This window comes from Flavobacterium sp. KH_035 (assembly GCF_057839565.1).
Window position 1 is genome coordinate 75,214 of the sequence record NZ_CM174492.1, and the last position, 17,519, is coordinate 92,732.

Genomic DNA, 17,519 nt, shown 5'->3' on the forward strand with positions numbered 1-17,519 from the left:
AAGTAAAAGTACGCAATTCTACGTAGTCCCTAATTCTAAATTAGAAATTTCACGATCTCATTTAAAATGAAAAAAAAATATTTTTCACGCAACCATTTCAAAAAAAAGGCATCTACTAATTATAAACTATTAAAATTTTATCATGAAAAAATTAATATTAAGCTTGTTTATAGCTTTTGGATTCAGTGCCTGCTCCCTAAATAATGAAGATATGAATGTAGCTTGTGGAGAAAGTGAAGACTTAGCTTTTACAGGAATTCCACTTTTATGCAACTATAGTGTTAAATCTTTACCTACCAATCCTGTCGCATTTTTAGCCGGTTCTGAAGAAAGACTGAATGCTTACTTCACCAAAAAAGAAAATACTTGTCCAAATGCCACTATTACACCTATCGATTTTACTAAGGATATGCTTGTTGGTATTTTCGCAGGAATTAAACCTACAAGCGGTTATCAGATTAAAATAACCTCTCTTGTACAAAACAAATGCGAAGTTTTAATCAACTACTACGAAAAAGCACCTGAAGTGGGCGAAGTTATTGCTCCGGGAGCGACATATCCATCAGATTTCATTTTGATTCCAAAAACAACCAAAACCATTCTGTTTAATAAAGTAGCAGAAAACCGTGATGGTATCATAATTGGTAGCTTTAGCGGCCAATGTACTGGTGCAGATTGCCAAAAATTTTATCAGATCAATGATTTTAATATTCAAAAATTCCTAAACGTTAAAGCCGGTGCTTATGATTTTAATCAATACCGATACACCGCGACAACTAAAAAAGGAGATTATACATTATTCTTAAAAACGGTACCTGCAGAAATTTTAGCCTTAAAAGGGCAAACAAAAACATATGGTTCTCCTGATTCTGCAGATCAGGGAGGTATTTATTTTGAACTTCGTCAGGGAATAAGTGTTACTAAAATTTTCATTGACAACAACGACACTGCTGATCAAAGTGCCGAAGTAAAAGCTTTCAAAAAGGCGATTAAAGACAAAATAACAAGTTTAAAATAATTAGATTTATGAAAAAATATTTCTTGCTTATTATTGTATGCTGTCTCTTTTCGTCGGCATATTCACTGGAAGCTACGAGTATCAATTCCGGTTCAATTGTGAATACTTGGATTTGGGAAAAATCAATTGGAGGAAGCGATAATCCTTATACGGCAACTCCAAAGACTATCGGGTTTAACAAAAAAATTGTTTTTACGCCTAACGGAAGAGTGATCACGTACAAAAATAATGTTGAAATAAGAAATAGCACTTATAAAATCGAAAAAGGAATTGGTTACTTTGATCAGGCCGAACATGACTTAATTACCTTTGAAGGGAAGACATACCTCATAGAAAACCTTGACAATCAAAACCTAACAATTGTTAGCAATAACACTGATGCATCTCGTACTATTTACAAAAGATAGTTTTATAAGCTTATAAAAACTATTTTTGCAAAACCAAATAAACCACTTTTTTGAAAGACGATTTAGAAAAATACATACGGCTGTGCATCAAAAATGACAGAGAGGGACAACTGAAAATCTATCAGTTGTTCTCTCCTGTTTTATATGGTATTTGCCTAAAGTATATGAAAAATGAAGACGATGCCAAAGATGTATTTCAGGAAGCTTTTGTCATAGTATTTCAAAAAATCGGCCAATATAAATTTGAAGGAAGTTTTGAAGGCTGGCTAAAACGTATTTTCATTAATAAGCTGATTGAAACCCTGAACAAGAAGAAAAAAGAAAGTTTCTTTTTGGATGTTTTTGATCCGGATACCGATTTTGTTGAAGAGGAGGAATTAGATATTGCTCCGGTCGAACAGGAAAAACTGCTGGAATACATTCGGGATTTACCCGATCAGTACCGTACCGTTTTCAACCTGTATGTTTTTGAAAAACTAAAGCATAAAGAAATAGCCGAACTTTTAAAAATCTCTGAAGGAACATCAAAATCAAATTTAAATCGGGCCAAGCACATTTTGCAAAAAAAAATAATGAGCATAAAAAATTTTAAAATAGCATGAAAAAGCAAAATATAGAAGATATTTTTTCATCGATGGAAAACTTTTCAAGTGTTCCGCCTCCTGAATTATGGAGTCAGATTGAAGAAAAATTAGACCAGCCAAAAAAGAAAAAGAAAGCGATTCTTTGGTGGTCAGCTGCTGCATGCTTATTATTAGGCTTGATGCTTCCTTCTGTTTTACATTTTAATTCTACTTCAGAAATCAAAACAGTAAAAAATGGTTCTGTCGAAAACAATGGTATTGTTCTAGATGAGAAAAAAAACAATACAAATCCAAATCCTACAATTCAAAATAAAGACAATGGAGCTGCCGTAAGTACTACGCAGCAAAAATCAAACGGTACTGTTGACAATCCTTCGTTAAAAAACAATACCGATCCAGCCGCTCTTTCTATAAAAAATCAAAATCAAAAAACGACAGTTGCTCATGCTGACGCATCAAACAAAACTAATTCGGAAAATGCTGTTCTAAATTCAATCGTTACAAAAAGAAAAGGAAATCAGATTACAGCCGAAAAAGCAATTGTTTCAGCAAAAACAAATACGTACCAATCCAATCAATCCAATGCATTTAATTCTGTTTCAAAAAATCATTTTTTTAACACGGAGAGAAAGGATACTCATCAAAATTTAGAGAAGAAGACGTATGTTTACGGCAAAGCCAAAGGGTTCAATCCAAATTCGAAAAATCAGCTTCTAAGTGCTGATAAAAAAGCGGCTAATCAAATTTTAGCCGAAAAAACTTTTAACGCCGGGAAAACAAATCCATTCAATTCAAATGTAAAAAATCAGGTATCCGGTTCTGTTTTTGAAGAGCAGCCGGGCTCTAAAAACAACTTTGGCATTGCTTTAAATGCCTCGGGCTCATTTTCAGATAATCATCCCAAAACTTCAAATGAAAATGCAATCACTGGCAGAGAACTAACGGGCAATCCGAAAAACAATTCAAAATTTACTGCTGTTTTAAGCAAGCAGGATTCCGTTCAGCTTGCAGAACTTCAAAATTTAGAGAAAGGCATTATTAGTCCGGAAAACAAAAAAGAAAAAGAAGAAAAAACGACTATTCCGAAAGGAGAAAAATGGGCTTTGGAAGTCTTTGCCGGAGTAGCCAGTTCAGAAAATTATAAAAACGACAAAACGCTGGGCAATGTAAACGATTCTAAACAAGGCAACACGTACGGAGTTAAAACGAAATATAAAATCAACAAAAAATGGGCTGTAGGTTCAGGTTTTAAAATTAACGAATTAGGACAAAGCGTTGCCGATGTATCCTATATCAGCAATGGGCCTCCTAATACTTTTATGACTTCTAATGACTATTTCAATCAAAATGCAACAGTAGTTGCGGCATCGCCTCAAATCAGCACCAATACAGGTTATATATTTGTTTCTAAGACGACTACAAATGCATTGAAGCAAAATAATATCGAAAGCAATACGATTGAAAGCGGAAACTTAGACCAAAGTTTACGATACATCGAAATGCCTTTGGAAGTTTCCTACTCTGTTTTTAGTAAAAACAAGACCACTATAAATCTAAATACAGGTGGTTTTGTAGGCAAGCTGATTTCAAACAATATGGCTTTAAACGGAAATTCAATTGGAAAAAACGTCAACGCCAACGATTATATCTACGGTTCTACTTTAAGCAGTACCCTACAATATCGTGTTTACAAAAAAACAAGCGTTTTTGTCGAACCTGCAATGAATTATTACATTAATCCGTTAAACAGTCAATCTTTTAATCAGTTTCAATGGGGATTGAATTTTGGATTAAATGTTTCTTTTTAAAGTTCTTTTTGTGGTAATTTCACCAAAAATTATTTAGAAAAAAAAACGATAAAATGACAATCAAGAACAATTGGACTGATCTGAAATTACTACCCGGAGATCTTATTATTGCCAAAGAAACACTTTATGACTCTTGTAATTTTGATGTAACGCAACCTCAACCGGAAGCCGAAAGCCAAGAGTATGATGCCTATCGTTTTCAATTCAACCAGAAGCAGATCTGCTACAGAACAGCCAAAATTACGCCTACGAAAACGGGGCAGTTTGTAACTTTATGGAAACGCAATACAACAGGCATTATTGAACCTTTTGATTTCTCAGACACTATTGACTTTGTGATTGTAAGTGTTAGAAAGGATGATTTGTTTGGACAATTTGTTTTTCCGAAATCTGTTTTATTAGAAAAAGGGATTTTTACGACTCTAACAAAAGAAGGCAAAAGAGCCACCAGAGTATATCCGCCGTGGGATGAAACGACAAGCAAGCAGGCTCAGAAAACACAGCAATGGCAACTGAATTATTTTTACACCATTACACCCAACACAAATCTGGCATTATTCAAAGCATTATTTTAATACAAAAAAGCAGCCCAAATTACTTTGGACTGCTTTTATTTTTTTCCTGAAAGCTATTAGCAAACTGTTTAAAAGAAGCCGAAAATCAATTTTCTATTTGCTTCTTACTTTTTACATTTCACTTCTTACTTTTTAACAATCTTCCCTTTGTAAACTACTTTATTGTTTTCGGTTAAAGTATAAAAGTAAATCCCCGATTGCAGGTAACTTATCGGAACAACCGTTGTACTTAAATCCTGTGTCGCATTTATTTCAACAGGATTTCCAAGCAAATGACCTGATACATCGTAGAATTTCAATTTCAATTTTTTATCATTAGTTGTTTTCACCACCACGTTAACGACATCAATCGTTGGATTAGGATAGGCCTGAACAAAATAACCGTTCTTCGTTTCAAAATCGATCACCGACAATGTTGGTTTCAATTCAAAACGGGCAATTACAGGACCGTGGTCTGAAGTTGTGTTGGTATAATTGGCAATATCGTTACGCGGATCATAAACAGCAGTTGAATTTTTAATGTACTCATCTTTTAATTCATTTGAAATCATGATATGATCTAAAAACCCATTTGAACTTAAATAACTGTAAGCTCCTGCTTTACTAATTTCTAAAGTAAGTGGTGTATAATTGGTCTCATCATCTACAAACATTTTATAAGATGAAGGATTTGGACTGATAACTGATTGATCTACATCATCGTTATAGTCTCCTAAAATAATCAAATTCGATTTGGCGTAGTAAGTATCTAAACTGTCTTTTAACACTTGCGCATCGTATTTACGCATGTTGTATTTGTTCATATCCGATCCGCTATTGGCACGTGCGTGAAGGTCTACTAAATTAAGCAGTTTTTTTACCCCACCAATATTGGTTTCGATTTGTACCATATAAGGCAAACGGCCTGAAGAGAAAAAATCTCCATCGTCACCATCAGGACTTGGGTAACTATTTAGTGTAACCGTTTTAGCACGGATCTGATCGTACAAATCTTTAAACATTACTCTGGTGTTTTTTACCGTTGCTGTTTGCGTGTTGTAAATCACCACTAATTTCTGAGGTGGGAAATTTGGGTCTAACGGTTTAAAAGAATACGACCATGAAGGCGAAATTACTTTATCGAACGTTTTACCGTTAACGCTTATTTTTTGTACCAAAGCATCTAAAGCCGGTTCATCCGAAACTTCCTGAACGACATAAACATCGGCATTTAACTTGTTCATTACTTTAGCTACATTTTCAATTTGTAACGCATCGTCTGTAGGACCAAATTCTTTATTCGTCTTGTCTTTTACATCGGTTCCAAAAAACTCCAGGTTATAAGTTACGATATCAAACGTATCTGCTTTTGGTATAGAAGAACCTGTAAATGATCCAATTTGTTTGTTTAAAGCAGTTCCGCTTACGGTTAACGCGCCTGAGATTGTTAGTGCTTTTACCGATGGTACAAACCTTGCATAAATCTTTTTAGATGCTGCGGCATCGGCTGCATTAACTACAACACTCGATTGAAATAAAGTATTATCTAAAGACAATTGATAATCTGCAGGAGCTGTAAGCGTAATATCTCCATGTCCTTCTGCTTTAACTGAAAAAGCCTGAGATACAGAAACTTGGCTTAAATTTACATCTCCAAAATCTAAAACAGGGTTTGCATCTATATAACCAGTCTCATTTGTAATAGCAAAATCATCAAATGACCATTCAGCGGCATTGTTTGCTCCTCCAGCGGTAGTTTCATAAACCCATGCCAAATAGGTATGGTCTGTTTTGTAACCTTCTAATTTTATGTATTGCGATTGAGCATAAGTTCCTGTTGTAGTAGGGAATTTACCATCAAGTACTGTCCAGGTCGCATTTTCCGGATTACTCTTTCCATCGTAATCGGTAGAAACCATTAATTTCAAATCGGTACCTGCATAAAATTTACGGGAATAATAAGAAAGCAGGATCGTTTTATCAAATTTGGCCGTATTGTCTAAACGTAATTTTGGAGAAATCAACCAATCTTTACTCGCTCCGTTATCGCTATAACCGTTCATGATTACTGCTCCTGTTCCCGAATTTATATTTCTGGCCACAGTAGTTGTAATCCACTTATTTGCAGTACCGGCAACATTATATTGTGTCCATCCGCTATTGCTTAAAACATTTGCATCGTTAAAACCTTGTGTGTACGGATCAATTCCTGTTCCGCTAAGCGCTACTATTTTAGTTGCTGCTCCAAGATTCTTATTTTCAATTTGTCCTGAAAAACTTCCAAGAGCATCTGGTGTAAATCTGGCATAAACGGTTGGTGTTGCTCCTGAAGCAAAGTCAGAGGCAGCATAAACAACTGAAGTTCCAAACGCAGTTCCATCTTTCGAAACGGTAAATTTTCCGGTAGCCGTTACATTAACATCCGTTGTGATGTTGGTTCCCTGAATCTGATAATTAAAATTATCTGAGTTAAAGCCTGTTTCTGAAAATCCAAAATCTAAAGCAGAAACTGTTGTTACCATAGAAGGAACAGGCGCACTTAAAATTGAAGCATCAACTTTAGCAGGAGTAGCCAATAAATTTCCAAAAATATCTTCGGTAACAGAGTAAACCGTATAATTGGTATCCAGTGTTAAGCCTGAAAAAGTTTTAGTGTATACCTGAGTAATATCTGTAACATCTAAAAATCCTGATTGCAAAGCGGCAGCACTATTAGCATCCTGACCTGCTTTTATTTGTGCGGCTGTTGGTGCTGCACTTCCTCCCGGTACTAAAACATAATACGTTTTTCCTACCTCATCTAATTTATCCGAAAAGTCAAAACTCTCTGATAAGATATTATCCGCTTTTGGATAGCCAACTGCGCTTACCGGTGCAACAATATCTTCTCTAATATCTAAATCATCAATCGCAAATGAAGGACGTGCTCCCCCACCAACATTCTGTTTAGCGATCCATCTAATCTGAACAATTGGTTGATTGTTACAGGTCGCAGGTAAATTAGTTTTAATTGTGGTACGATTAATTGGATCAGTCTTACTTACATCTAATGGAACCGTTTTGTCACTTAAATAAGCCGTTTTCGGTAAGGTGATAAAAGGCCCTGTAGTTCCTATTCTGTATTGCAGTGCCATTTCATAAATACAAACATTAGTCGTTCCGTTATAAGGATTACGAATAACCATAGCATCGTATTTCACCTGAATATTTTTACTATTGGTAGCTACAAACGCAAAACCTATTGCTGCATCTAAACTACCGGTATCCAAGAAGCCAATCTTCCCATTATAATTGTGAACACCTCCTGAATTTGTGTTTGCAGTACTATTGATTCGAAGATTTTGATCAGTCACAATTAAGGCTGTATTATAGTTTGTCCCCGGTGCACTAGCACTAGCTGTCCAACCCTGAAAACCTGGTGGATAAGTTGCTGATCCTGCCGCTAACGTACTAAAATCTTGTACAAATTCAGGCGTTATAGATTGGGGCGTAGGCATGGTTTGGGCAAAAAGATTCCCGAACCAACAAAAAAAACTTAAAAAAGCCATGAGATGGCGTACAGAGTAATTGTTTTTCATACAGTTTAAAAAAATAGAGTTTTTAGAAATCAAATTTATATTCTTTAAAGTTAACAGAATATTGTGAAAACATAAACTTATCGTATCGCGCTTTTGTGAAAATTTTTAATCAAAAATCAAATTTTACGTCAGTTCTTTCAATTATTCTTAGATCTGGCGGGGCTTCACAAAACATTTTATTTTTGTATGAATTAACACATTCTTATTTTTTATTCAACCATTTCTTACTTAAAAATTTGCCTCTAAAAAAAGGAAAATTGCCAGCTTCGAATAATTGCAGCAGAAGTTTATGTCCTTTATGAAACAACGTTATCTTTGCAGTCAAAAAATACAGCATGCACCAACACTTCCTTCTTTTTAAACCTTACGGCTATCTGAGTCAATTTATATACGAATTAAAAAGAAAAAAGAAACTTTTAGGTCAGCTATACGATTTTCCCGAAGGTACCATGGCAATCGGCAGACTTGATGAAGATTCCGAAGGGCTGCTTTTACTCACGACAGACGGAAGGGTAAGCGAACTGGTGAGAAGCAAAAAAGTGGATAAAGAATATTACGTTCAGGTCGATGGCCTTATTACTCCTGAAGCAATTGAGGCATTACAAAAAGGCGTTGAAATAGGTTTTGATGGCGGCAAATATAAAACCAAACCCTGCTCTGCTTTTATCGTTACCGAGATTCCTGATTTTGGTCCGAGAGCCAAAAAAATCAGGGACGAGCGGCATGGTCCAACCTCCTGGGCTTCAATCACAATAAATGAGGGCAAATTTCGTCAGGTTCGAAAAATGACGGCAGCCGTTGGATTTCCAACTTTAAGATTGGTTCGTGTTCGCATAGGAAATGTATATTTGCAAAACTTAAAGGCCGGAGATGTGCTGGAAGTAGCCGAATTTAATTTAGATAATTTGAAAATGTGACAATTTGTAAATGAAATAATTATTACATAATTTTAGTTCTAAAACACATATACCCATTTCACATCTAACATTTCACATCTCACATTTTACACCTCATAACCCATAACTCAAAAAAAATGCTAAACATAGTTCTTGTAGAACCTGAAATCCCTAATAATACCGGAAACATTGGACGTTTGTGCGTTGGTACAGAAAGTAGATTACATTTGATTCACCCCTTTGGATTTGTGATCAACGATAAAAACCTAAAACGTTCGGGATTGGATTATTGGGTACATCTTGAGGTTACAGAATACCAAAATATAGAAGAATGGATTCAGCAGATTCCGGATCAGTCGCGTGTTTTTTTGATGAGTTCTCATGCCGAAAAATCGTATCTGGAAACGGAATTTCAGGATGGAGACTGGCTGGTATTTGGGAAAGAAAGTGTTGGTCTGAGCAAAGAAGTCTTAGCACGTTTTGAGAATCACCTGACTATTCCAATGTCAAAATTAATCCGAAGTTTTAACATTGCCAATTCTGTCGCTTTTGTGGTTGGCGAAGCAAAAAGACAAATTGGATTAAAAAATATTTAATCGTTTATTTCTTTGGGTATTTTTCCTTTTTTGAAATTGGTAAAGAACTCCATCAAATTTTCTAAGTAATCACAAACTTTCCTTTTTCAGCATCAAAAACAATATGTTCATCCTTGAATAAAGTTGCAAAACTTCCTTTCGAAATTAAATTGCAGGGCGCGTCCTGTACCACTAATTCTGAAGTCATAATAATCATTTCATCACTTAACTGAATAGCCAAATCGATATCATGGGTCGAAAATAAAATACATTTTTGAGTTTCCTCTGTTAGTTTTTTAAGCAATTTAAACAACGAAACTTTGTGCAGTAAATCGAGATGTGTTGTAGGTTCGTCCAGAATAATCAGTGGCGTATCCTGTGCAAGTGCTCTTGCGATTAAAACCTTCTGCAATTGTCCGTCGCTAATTTCGAAATGTTTTTTCTGAGCCAGATGTTCTATTTGGGTTAACTCTAAAGCTTCCTGAACTTTCTCAATATCAGTTTGACTCAAAGTACCAATCCAATTGGTGTACGGCTGGCGTCCCAAAGCCACTAATTCGAAAACAGACAAATTACTTGGTGGTAATTTTTCTGTTAAAACTAAACTTAAATTTTGCGCTAACGCTAAAGGTTTATAGGTATTTATATTTTTATCATTCAAAAAAACCTGCCCTTTCAGTGGCTGTTGAATTCCGGTAATCGTCCGGAGTAATGTCGATTTTCCAATTCCGTTTGCTCCAATTAGCGAAATAAGTTTCCCCGAACTTAAACTCAGATTTAAATTTTCAGCAATGGTCACAACTTCTTTCTTCGACTTGTAGCCGATATCTAGGTTTGTGGTCTTCAAGATAGTAGTCATTGTTTATAAGGTACTAAGGTTCTAAGTTTTTTTTTAAAGTAATCTGCGAAAATCCGTTGAATCCGTTGAATCTGTGGCTAATTTATTTACTGAAAATTACTTTTTCGCATGAGTAACCAGACGACAATTGGTGCACCAATTATAGAAGTGATGGCATTAATTGGCAACGTAGTATCCAATCCCGGCAGTTGTGATGCCATATCGCAAAACAGCATGATTATTCCTCCATAAAAAAAGGTACTCCAATATAAAACAGCATGATTACTAGTCTGAAAAGTCAGCTTTGCAATGTGTGGCACCGCCAGACCTATAAAGGCAATTGGCCCTGCAAAAGCAGTAACGCTTCCGGCCAGGATACTTGTCGCAAAAATAATCACCAGCCGTGCCCTTTTGTAATTTAGTCCCATACTTTTTGCGTAATTTTCACCTAAAAGCAATGCATTTAACGGTTTGATACTTCCTGCACTCAAAAACAGTCCGAAAGCAACACAAACTGCCAAGATCGAAATCGAGGTCCAGGAAAGATTCCCAAGACTTCCCAGCGACCAAAAGGTAAATTTTTGCAATTGTTCCGCCGAACTAAAATAGGTCAAAACCCCAACGATAGCACTGGTAAAACTCCCAAACATTAATCCGACGATTAAAATTGCCATAGTATTGCGCAAGCGCTGTGCAACCAGCAGGACCAGCATCAAAACCAAAACACTTCCCGTTGTAGAAGCCAGTACGATTCCGAATGGCGATAATAAAACCGAATTTAAAAATGAAGGCAGAAAACCAGCACCCAAAATTACAACCGCAACAGCCAGAATTGCTCCCGAACTTAGTCCAAGAACATCAGGTCCTGCCAACGGATTTCGAAACAGCGTCTGCATCAGCAAACCGCTTACAGACAATCCCACTCCAACCAACACAGCTGTAATTGCTTTGGGCAGACGATAATTAACAATAATGTATTCCCAGGTCGATTTACTAGCGTGGTTTCCGGTCATACTATTATACACTTCCTTAAAAGGTATAGTAACTGACCCCAGACTAATGTCTAAGAAAAACATAAACAATAGCGCCAGACCGAGTACTGAAAACAGTATTATATTTCGTTTTTTATGAATCAATGAACTTAGTTTAATTTAGAGGCAAAAGTAAATTCATAACTAGGCAGCAACTCCGGATGAAAAATCTTGATATAATCTTTTAACACTAAATCGGGACGGCTTGGAGCCAGCTCATAATAAACTGTTCCTCCCGTTGCTCCGGATTTACCTTCAAACGTATAAACATTTTTAGATTTAAAAGCATCAAACTCCTTATAATGTGTATTGATTTTTCCGAACTCGTCCAGAGTCTTAAAGGAGCCTGCAGCGATCCAGAAATTAGATGTTTTTGCTTTCACCAATACTTTCTCAAAAGACAAGCCTTCGCTTCCTGTACCTTTTAAATCCGCCCATAAATAATTGGCCTGAGCATCTTTCATAAACTGCGCCACCCAACTGTTTCCTTTGGCTACATACCAAACATCTTCGTACATAGAACCGTATAGAACAGTTGAAGTCGCCGGTTTACCCGCCACTAATTTTTTAGCCTGCTCATAGCTCAGAACAATCTTGTCAAACAGTTCCTTTGCCTGTTCTTCTTTACCAAATAAGGCCCCGTAGAGTTTAATCCATTCTGCTTTTCCAAGAGGAGATTGCTCCATCCAGTCGGCCTGAATCAAAACATTTAAACCGCTTTTTTTCAAATTATCAAGCATCGGATTGTTATTGTCTACTCCAAAAGTTACTATTAAGTCCGGAGATAATTCTATTAATTGTTCGATATTCAGTTTCTCGTTCTGACCAACATTTTTAACAGTGCCTTTGTCTATTAAAGCTCTGGTTTTTTCAGAAGAAATATAATCGGTATGTGGAAAACCAACAAGTTTATTTTCAACTTCGAGCATTTCCAAAAACGGAATATTGGTCGTTGAAGTCACTACGATTGATTGTAAAGGAACTTTGATTGTAGTGTACTTTTGTAAACTGTCTGGTACTTTTGCTTCTTTTTCTTTCAAAACATAAGTAAACTTAGTATGTGCATCCGGCCATGGATCTGAAACGGTTACCACCGAATATCCTTCGTGCTTTACGATCGAAAGTCCGGAGGCATACTCGATACTATTTTTTGCAATTTCAGTTTTTACAATTTCCGGAGTTTCATTTTTTTTACATCCGACAAAAAGAAAAAAAGGTAAAATAAAAATCAATTTAGGCAGTAAATGTCTCATATATAGGTTCTATTATTTTTTCAAGGAAATCCGGCTTCATTCTTCTGCTTATATGGCATGTAATTTGAATCGTATTCCTTTTAAATTTTACAATTTCATTACTGACAAAGGTAACGCAATTTCTAATTTTTTTGTTTACCTTTATTCTTACAAAACCAAATAAACCTCATTTTCCCCCCATGAATCCCATAAAAACAAAAGTCTGCTCGAGCTGTGAATCTTCTTTCAGCTGCGGAGATACTTCAAATGAAAACAAGTGTTGGTGTAATGATTTCCCTCCTATTTTTAATCTTTCTTCCGGTGGAGACTGCCTTTGTCCTGTTTGCTTTAAAGAAGCTTGTGAAGATAAAATTGATGCCTACGTAGAAACTCTTACCCCTCAAAAAGCACTTAAAAATAAAGCAATATCTTTACCCAAACAAGAGAAATTAATTGAGGGTATTGATTATTATATCGAAAACGGAAATTATGTTTTTAAATCCTGGTTTCACTTAAAAAGAGGAAGCTGCTGTGGAAACGATTGCCGACATTGCCCTTATTAAATTGTTGATTGTTGATTATGAAAGAGAATATTATCAAAGACAAAAGTTTTGCTTTTGCGATTCAGGTAGTCAAATTGTATCAATACCTGTCTAGTGAGAAGAAAGAATTTATACTTTCCAAACAACTCTTACGATCCAGAACAAGTATCGGTGCAACGGTAAGGGAAGCAGAACATGCTGAAAGCAAGAATGATTTTATTCATAAATTTGCAATTGCCCAAAAAGAAGCCAATGAGACTGTTTATTGGTTAGAATTACTAAAAGCAACCAATTACTTAAATGAAAAAGAGTTTGTGACTATTAATAATGACGCCATTTCAATATTAAAATTAATAACGAGTATTATCAAAACAACCAAAAGTCAAATCCCCCCTAAACAGCCTCTTCTTTAAACTAACAATCAACATTTCACATTTTACAATTAACAATTAACAATCAACAATTAACAATCAACAATCAACAATTAAAATGATTTACCTAATAACCGGAGGCGAACGGTCAGGAAAAAGCAGTTACGCCCAAAATCTGGCCTTACAACTTTCAAACGCACCAATATATGTAGCGACAGCCAGAAAATGGGACGACGATTTTCAAAACAGAATCGACAGGCACCAACAGGAACGTGACGAACGCTGGACCAATATTGAAAAAGAGAAATACTTAAACGAAATTGACTTTTCTGGAAAAGTGGCTTTAATAGATTGTGTAACCCTTTGGCTGACGAATTTTTTTATCGACCACAAAAATGATGTATCCTTGAGTTTAGAGGAAGCCAAAAAAGAATTTCTGTCGATAGCTCAGCAAAAAAACGCTACACTAATTATTGTAACTAACGAAATTGGAATGGGCGTTCATGCCGAAACTCATATTGGTAGAAAATTTACCGAATTGCAAGGCTGGATGAATCAATTTCTGGCTTCAAATGCAGATGAAGTAGTCCTAATGGTTTCCGGAATTCCTGTTAAGATAAAAGGATAGCGATGAAAATAAATTCCAAATTTTTAAATTCCAAATTCCAACACTATACTTTATCTTTACTTAAACTTTAAAATTCTTATTTGAATTGATTTTTACAATCGATTTGGAAATTGGAATTTAAAAAATTGGAATTTAAAAATTATGAGCCATTTAGACGATATACTAAAATCACGTCGTGATACCCGCCACTTTACAAATGATGAGGTCCCTGACGAAGTGATTCAAAAAGCATTACAAGCTGGGCACTGGGCTCCATCTGTTGGATTAACCGATGCTACCCGCTATTATCTTATCAAATCGGTTGAAGTCAAAAGTGCGATTAAAGATCTTTTTTTAGAGTACAACAAAAAAGCCGAAGAGCTTACCGACAATCCCGAACAAAAGGAACACTATAAATCTTTAAAACTCGAAGCGATTGAAGAAGCACCAATCGGACTCATTATCGCTTACGACCGATCGGTATTAAACCAATTTACAATTGGAACAGTGGGCAGCAACGAAGCCGTAAAATTTAGTTCGGTTTGTGCGGCACAAAACATTTGGCTTTCCCTGACAGAACAGGGGTACGGAATGGGCTGGGTATCTATTTTGAACTATTATCAGTTTAAAAAAAATCTTGATTTACCAGAAAACATCGAGCCACTGGGCTACTTCTGTATCGGAAAACCAGCCACCAATTACGACAATCAACCTATGTTGCAGCAATTGCACTGGAAACAAAAATCAGAGGTTCCGGACTGTACAGAAATTAAAAACATCATTCAAAATCAGGTGTCGGATTTTCCTTTAAAATCTAAAGAAGAAAACAGTACAACTAGTAATTTCAGCACTCTGCTACAAGAGAAAATAGATTCTAAAACCAAACCTATTGGTGCTTTAGGGACGCTCGAGACTCTGGCTTTTCAGATGGCCACTGTTTTTGAAACTTTAAGCCCTAAAATTATAAATCCCGCTATTGTTGTTTTTGCTGCCGATCATGGTATTGCCAATCATGGGGTAAGCGCTTATCCACAAGATGTTACGAGACAGATGGTCAATAATTTTCTCGAAGGAGGTGCTGCCATTAATGTTTTCTGTAAGCAAAATGACATTCAGCTATCGATTGTAGATGCCGGTGTCAATTATGATTTCCCTACAAATGCCAATCTGATCAATGCCAAAATAGCCAAAGGGACCCAGTCCTTTTTACACCTTCCGGCAATGAGCGAAACAGAATTACAATTGTGTTTTGAAAAAGGAAAATCAATTATTGAAGCTATCGCAAAAAAAGGTTCAAACTGTGTTGGTTTTGGAGAAATGGGGATCGGAAACACCTCTACTGCCTCGGTATTAATGAGTCTTCTTACCGGATTTCCTATCGAAGAATGTGTGGGAAAAGGAACGGGTGTCGAAAATGAAAAATTACTTCAAAAACAAAACCTACTCCAAAAAACCATTGAAAACTACACTGGCCCTGCAGAATTAAACCAACAACTGGCCTATTTTGGCGGTTTTGAAATCATGCAGATTGCCAGCGGAATGTTAACCGCTTTTGAGAACAATATGCTCATTCTGGTCGATGGTTTTATTTGTAGTACAGCCTTTTTGGTTGCTTCAAAAATAAATCCCAACATTCATAAAAATGCTGTTTTCTGTCATTGCTCCGCCGAAAAAGCACATCAGAAATTATTGAATTATTTAGACGCGAAACCAATTTTAAATCTGGATTTGCGTTTAGGCGAAGGTACAGGCTGCGCGATTGCTTTTCCTATTATCAAATCGGCTGAAGTTTTTCTGAATGAAATGGCCAGTTTTGAAAGCGCAGGAGTCAGTAGAAAATAGTTTTCAGTCTCAGTTTTCAGTTTTATCCTTTAATTTTGTCCTAATCAATTCTCTTAAATGAAAAAAGAACTCCATATTTTCTTTACCTGTTTAATGTTTTACACCAGAATGCCCTGTCCTAAAAACATCAATCACGATCCGGATTATTTAAACAAGGCAACACGCTATTTTCCTTTTATAGGTTGGATTGTGGGAAGCATTTCCTTCTTGGCTTTCTACCTTTCTTCGCTTTTTTTATCTACGGAGACTGCTGTTCTTTTAGCAATTGTCGCGTCGATACTCACAACCGGAGCTTTCCATGAAGATGGTTTTGCTGATGTTTGTGATGGTTTCGGTGGTGGCTGGACCAAAGAAAAAATCCTGCTTATTATGAAAGACAGCGCAATAGGCGCCTACGGAGCAATTGGTTTGGTTCTGCTTTTTTTACTGAAATTCAAACTACTTTCTGAATCCGTTACTCTTTTCACTAATAACATTTTTCTAATTTTCCTTTTGTTTATTTCTGCTCATTCTTTAAGTCGTCTGGCAGCAATATCTATCATTTTTACTCATGAATATTCTCGTGATGATGCGACAAGTAAAAGCAAACCTATAGCCAAAAAACACAGTTGGAAAGAAATTACAGGTTCCTTTTTCTTCGGATTAATTCCTTTATTCCTGCTTTCTTATTTTCAGTATAAATTCCTTTTAGCTCTAGTTCCGGTATTTATTATGCGTTACTTCTTAGCCCGCTATTTCCAAAAATGGATTGATGGTTATACAGGTGACTGTCTGGGAGCCACGCAACAGGTTTGTGAAGTGATCTATTATTTAAGTATTCTTTGCATATGGAAGTTTATCTAGTTCGCCATACCGAAACCACTTGCGAAAAAGGAATCTGCTACGGCCAGTCTGATGTAGATCTGGCAGTTCCGTTTGAAACTATTTTTGAAGAAATTGTTTCGCAATTGCCCTCAGAAGCCTTACTTTATTCAAGTCCATTAAAACGTTGTGTCACGCTAGCCGAATACATTCAGCATAAGACAAACTCTATTTCCTTTATTAAAGACAAGCAGCTGATGGAAATGAATTTTGGCGATTGGGAATTGAAAAACTGGGACGCTATTCCTTCGGAGCAACTTAATCCATGGATGGGAGATTTTGTTACCACACAGGTACCAAATGGCGAGTCGTTTACAGAACTTCATAAAAGAGTCGGTACCTTTTTAAGAGAACACATTTTAAACCACAAAAACACTCCTGTAGTAATTGTCTCTCATGCTGGTGTAATCAGAAGTATTTTATGCCATCGGTCTGCATTGCCTCTGAAAGATGCCTTTAACAATAAAGTAGCCTTCGGACAGGTTATTAAAATAGAGTATTAAATTACGATTTGTTTAGAATTCCTTCTAAAAACTAAAACAAATTTGAAAATTCAATAATTTTAACTTTATCTTTGCACAAAATTAAGGTTGTGTTCATTCATACACATTAAAAGGGAATCAAGTAATAAATCTTGAGCTGTACCCGCAACTGTAAGCTTTGTTCTGAAAAGAATGCTTGTTGTTAACTACAAAACCACTGCTCGCTTTGGCGAATGGGAAGGTAAACAACAAGACGCAAGCCAGGAGACCTGCCTTTGTAACCAATATCGAGC

Annotated in this window: 17 protein-coding genes and 1 riboswitch; of the genes, 13 read left to right on the forward strand and 4 right to left on the reverse strand. The window is 36.0% G+C overall.

Annotated features, from left to right (window positions below; translation table 11 throughout):
• Positions 1–142 precede the first annotated feature (142 nt).
• Genes AC3IS6_RS00390 through AC3IS6_RS00410 form a run of 5 tightly spaced genes read left to right on the forward strand, consistent with a single transcriptional unit; the run spans position 143 to position 4,392 of the window.
• On the forward strand, positions 143–1,018 hold the full coding sequence (locus AC3IS6_RS00390) for a protease complex subunit PrcB family protein (protein ID WP_489162738.1): 876 nt from the start codon (positions 143–145) through the stop codon (positions 1,016–1,018).
• 8 nt (positions 1,019–1,026) lie between these two features.
• Positions 1,027–1,425: a hypothetical protein gene (locus AC3IS6_RS00395; RefSeq protein ID WP_173967579.1), complete on the forward strand. Its 399-nt coding sequence runs from the start codon at positions 1,027–1,029 to the stop codon at positions 1,423–1,425.
• A 50-nt stretch (positions 1,426–1,475) separates the two neighbouring features.
• Entirely contained in the window at positions 1,476–2,027 is a 552-nt protein-coding gene (locus tag AC3IS6_RS00400) for an RNA polymerase sigma factor (RefSeq protein ID WP_173967578.1), read from the forward strand.
• The gene (locus tag AC3IS6_RS00405) at positions 2,024–3,817 is read left to right on the forward strand and encodes a hypothetical protein (RefSeq protein WP_489162741.1); all 1,794 of its coding nucleotides are present in this window, start codon (positions 2,024–2,026) and stop codon (positions 3,815–3,817) included. Before AC3IS6_RS00400 ends, AC3IS6_RS00405 begins: the two co-directional genes overlap by 4 nt.
• A 53-nt stretch (positions 3,818–3,870) precedes the next feature.
• Complete coding sequence (locus AC3IS6_RS00410; RefSeq protein WP_489162743.1) at positions 3,871–4,392, forward strand: MepB family protein; 522 nt, start codon at positions 3,871–3,873, stop codon at positions 4,390–4,392.
• Positions 4,393–4,517: 125 nt separating this feature from the next.
• On the opposite strand, the gene AC3IS6_RS00415 is transcribed toward AC3IS6_RS00410, so the two are convergent.
• Positions 4,518–7,949, reverse strand: coding sequence for a choice-of-anchor J domain-containing protein (locus AC3IS6_RS00415; protein ID WP_489162745.1), 3,432 nt, complete (start codon positions 7,947–7,949; stop codon positions 4,518–4,520).
• 335 nt (positions 7,950–8,284) lie between these two features.
• Here AC3IS6_RS00415 and AC3IS6_RS00420 point away from each other — a divergent pair, with 335 nt between their 5' ends.
• Both AC3IS6_RS00420 and AC3IS6_RS00425 read left to right on the forward strand, forming a co-directional pair.
• On the forward strand, positions 8,285–8,866 hold the full coding sequence (locus AC3IS6_RS00420) for a pseudouridine synthase (protein WP_489162747.1): 582 nt from the start codon (positions 8,285–8,287) through the stop codon (positions 8,864–8,866).
• A gap of 116 nt (positions 8,867–8,982) precedes the next feature.
• The gene (locus AC3IS6_RS00425) at positions 8,983–9,441 is read left to right on the forward strand and encodes a tRNA (cytidine(34)-2'-O)-methyltransferase (protein WP_489162750.1); all 459 of its coding nucleotides are present in this window, start codon (positions 8,983–8,985) and stop codon (positions 9,439–9,441) included.
• 61 nt (positions 9,442–9,502) lie between these two features.
• Here AC3IS6_RS00425 and AC3IS6_RS00430 read toward each other — a convergent pair whose 3' ends face one another.
• From AC3IS6_RS00430 to AC3IS6_RS00440, 3 genes are all read right to left on the reverse strand, one after another.
• Entirely contained in the window at positions 9,503–10,279 is a 777-nt protein-coding gene (locus AC3IS6_RS00430) for an ABC transporter ATP-binding protein (protein ID WP_489162751.1), read from the reverse strand.
• Between the two features lie 86 nt (positions 10,280–10,365).
• On the reverse strand, positions 10,366–11,394 hold the full coding sequence (locus AC3IS6_RS00435; RefSeq protein ID WP_489162753.1) for an iron chelate uptake ABC transporter family permease subunit: 1,029 nt from the start codon (positions 11,392–11,394) through the stop codon (positions 10,366–10,368).
• A gap of 5 nt (positions 11,395–11,399) precedes the next feature.
• The gene (locus AC3IS6_RS00440) at positions 11,400–12,542 is read right to left on the reverse strand and encodes an ABC transporter substrate-binding protein (RefSeq protein ID WP_489162754.1); all 1,143 of its coding nucleotides are present in this window, start codon (positions 12,540–12,542) and stop codon (positions 11,400–11,402) included.
• 179 nt (positions 12,543–12,721) lie between these two features.
• Here AC3IS6_RS00440 and AC3IS6_RS00445 point away from each other — a divergent pair, with 179 nt between their 5' ends.
• The 6 genes from AC3IS6_RS00445 to cobC all read left to right on the forward strand — a co-directional run bounded on the left by AC3IS6_RS00445 (position 12,722) and on the right by cobC (position 17,247).
• Positions 12,722–13,084, forward strand: a complete 363-nt coding sequence (locus tag AC3IS6_RS00445) for a C1orf53 family protein (RefSeq protein ID WP_264525126.1) — start codon at positions 12,722–12,724, stop codon at positions 13,082–13,084.
• A gap of 17 nt (positions 13,085–13,101) precedes the next feature.
• A complete protein-coding gene (locus tag AC3IS6_RS00450) occupies positions 13,102–13,476 on the forward strand; it encodes a four helix bundle protein (RefSeq protein WP_489162756.1) in 375 nt (124 codons plus the stop codon).
• Positions 13,477–13,552: 76 nt separating this feature from the next.
• Positions 13,553–14,062, forward strand: a complete 510-nt coding sequence (cobU, locus tag AC3IS6_RS00455; protein WP_489162758.1) for a bifunctional adenosylcobinamide kinase/adenosylcobinamide-phosphate guanylyltransferase — start codon at positions 13,553–13,555, stop codon at positions 14,060–14,062.
• A gap of 141 nt (positions 14,063–14,203) precedes the next feature.
• The gene (cobT, locus tag AC3IS6_RS00460) at positions 14,204–15,883 is read left to right on the forward strand and encodes a nicotinate-nucleotide--dimethylbenzimidazole phosphoribosyltransferase (protein WP_489162760.1); all 1,680 of its coding nucleotides are present in this window, start codon (positions 14,204–14,206) and stop codon (positions 15,881–15,883) included.
• A 57-nt stretch (positions 15,884–15,940) separates the two neighbouring features.
• Positions 15,941–16,726 (forward strand): adenosylcobinamide-GDP ribazoletransferase, encoded by a 786-nt coding sequence (locus tag AC3IS6_RS00465; RefSeq protein WP_489162762.1) that lies wholly within the window; start codon positions 15,941–15,943, stop codon positions 16,724–16,726.
• Positions 16,711–17,247, forward strand: a complete 537-nt coding sequence (gene cobC, locus AC3IS6_RS00470) for an alpha-ribazole phosphatase (RefSeq protein WP_489162764.1) — start codon at positions 16,711–16,713, stop codon at positions 17,245–17,247. The genes AC3IS6_RS00465 and cobC overlap by 16 nt, the downstream gene beginning before the upstream one ends.
• A gap of 67 nt (positions 17,248–17,314) precedes the next feature.
• Positions 17,315–17,517, forward strand: a riboswitch (cobalamin riboswitch).
• The last annotated feature ends 2 nt before the right edge of the window (positions 17,518–17,519 follow it).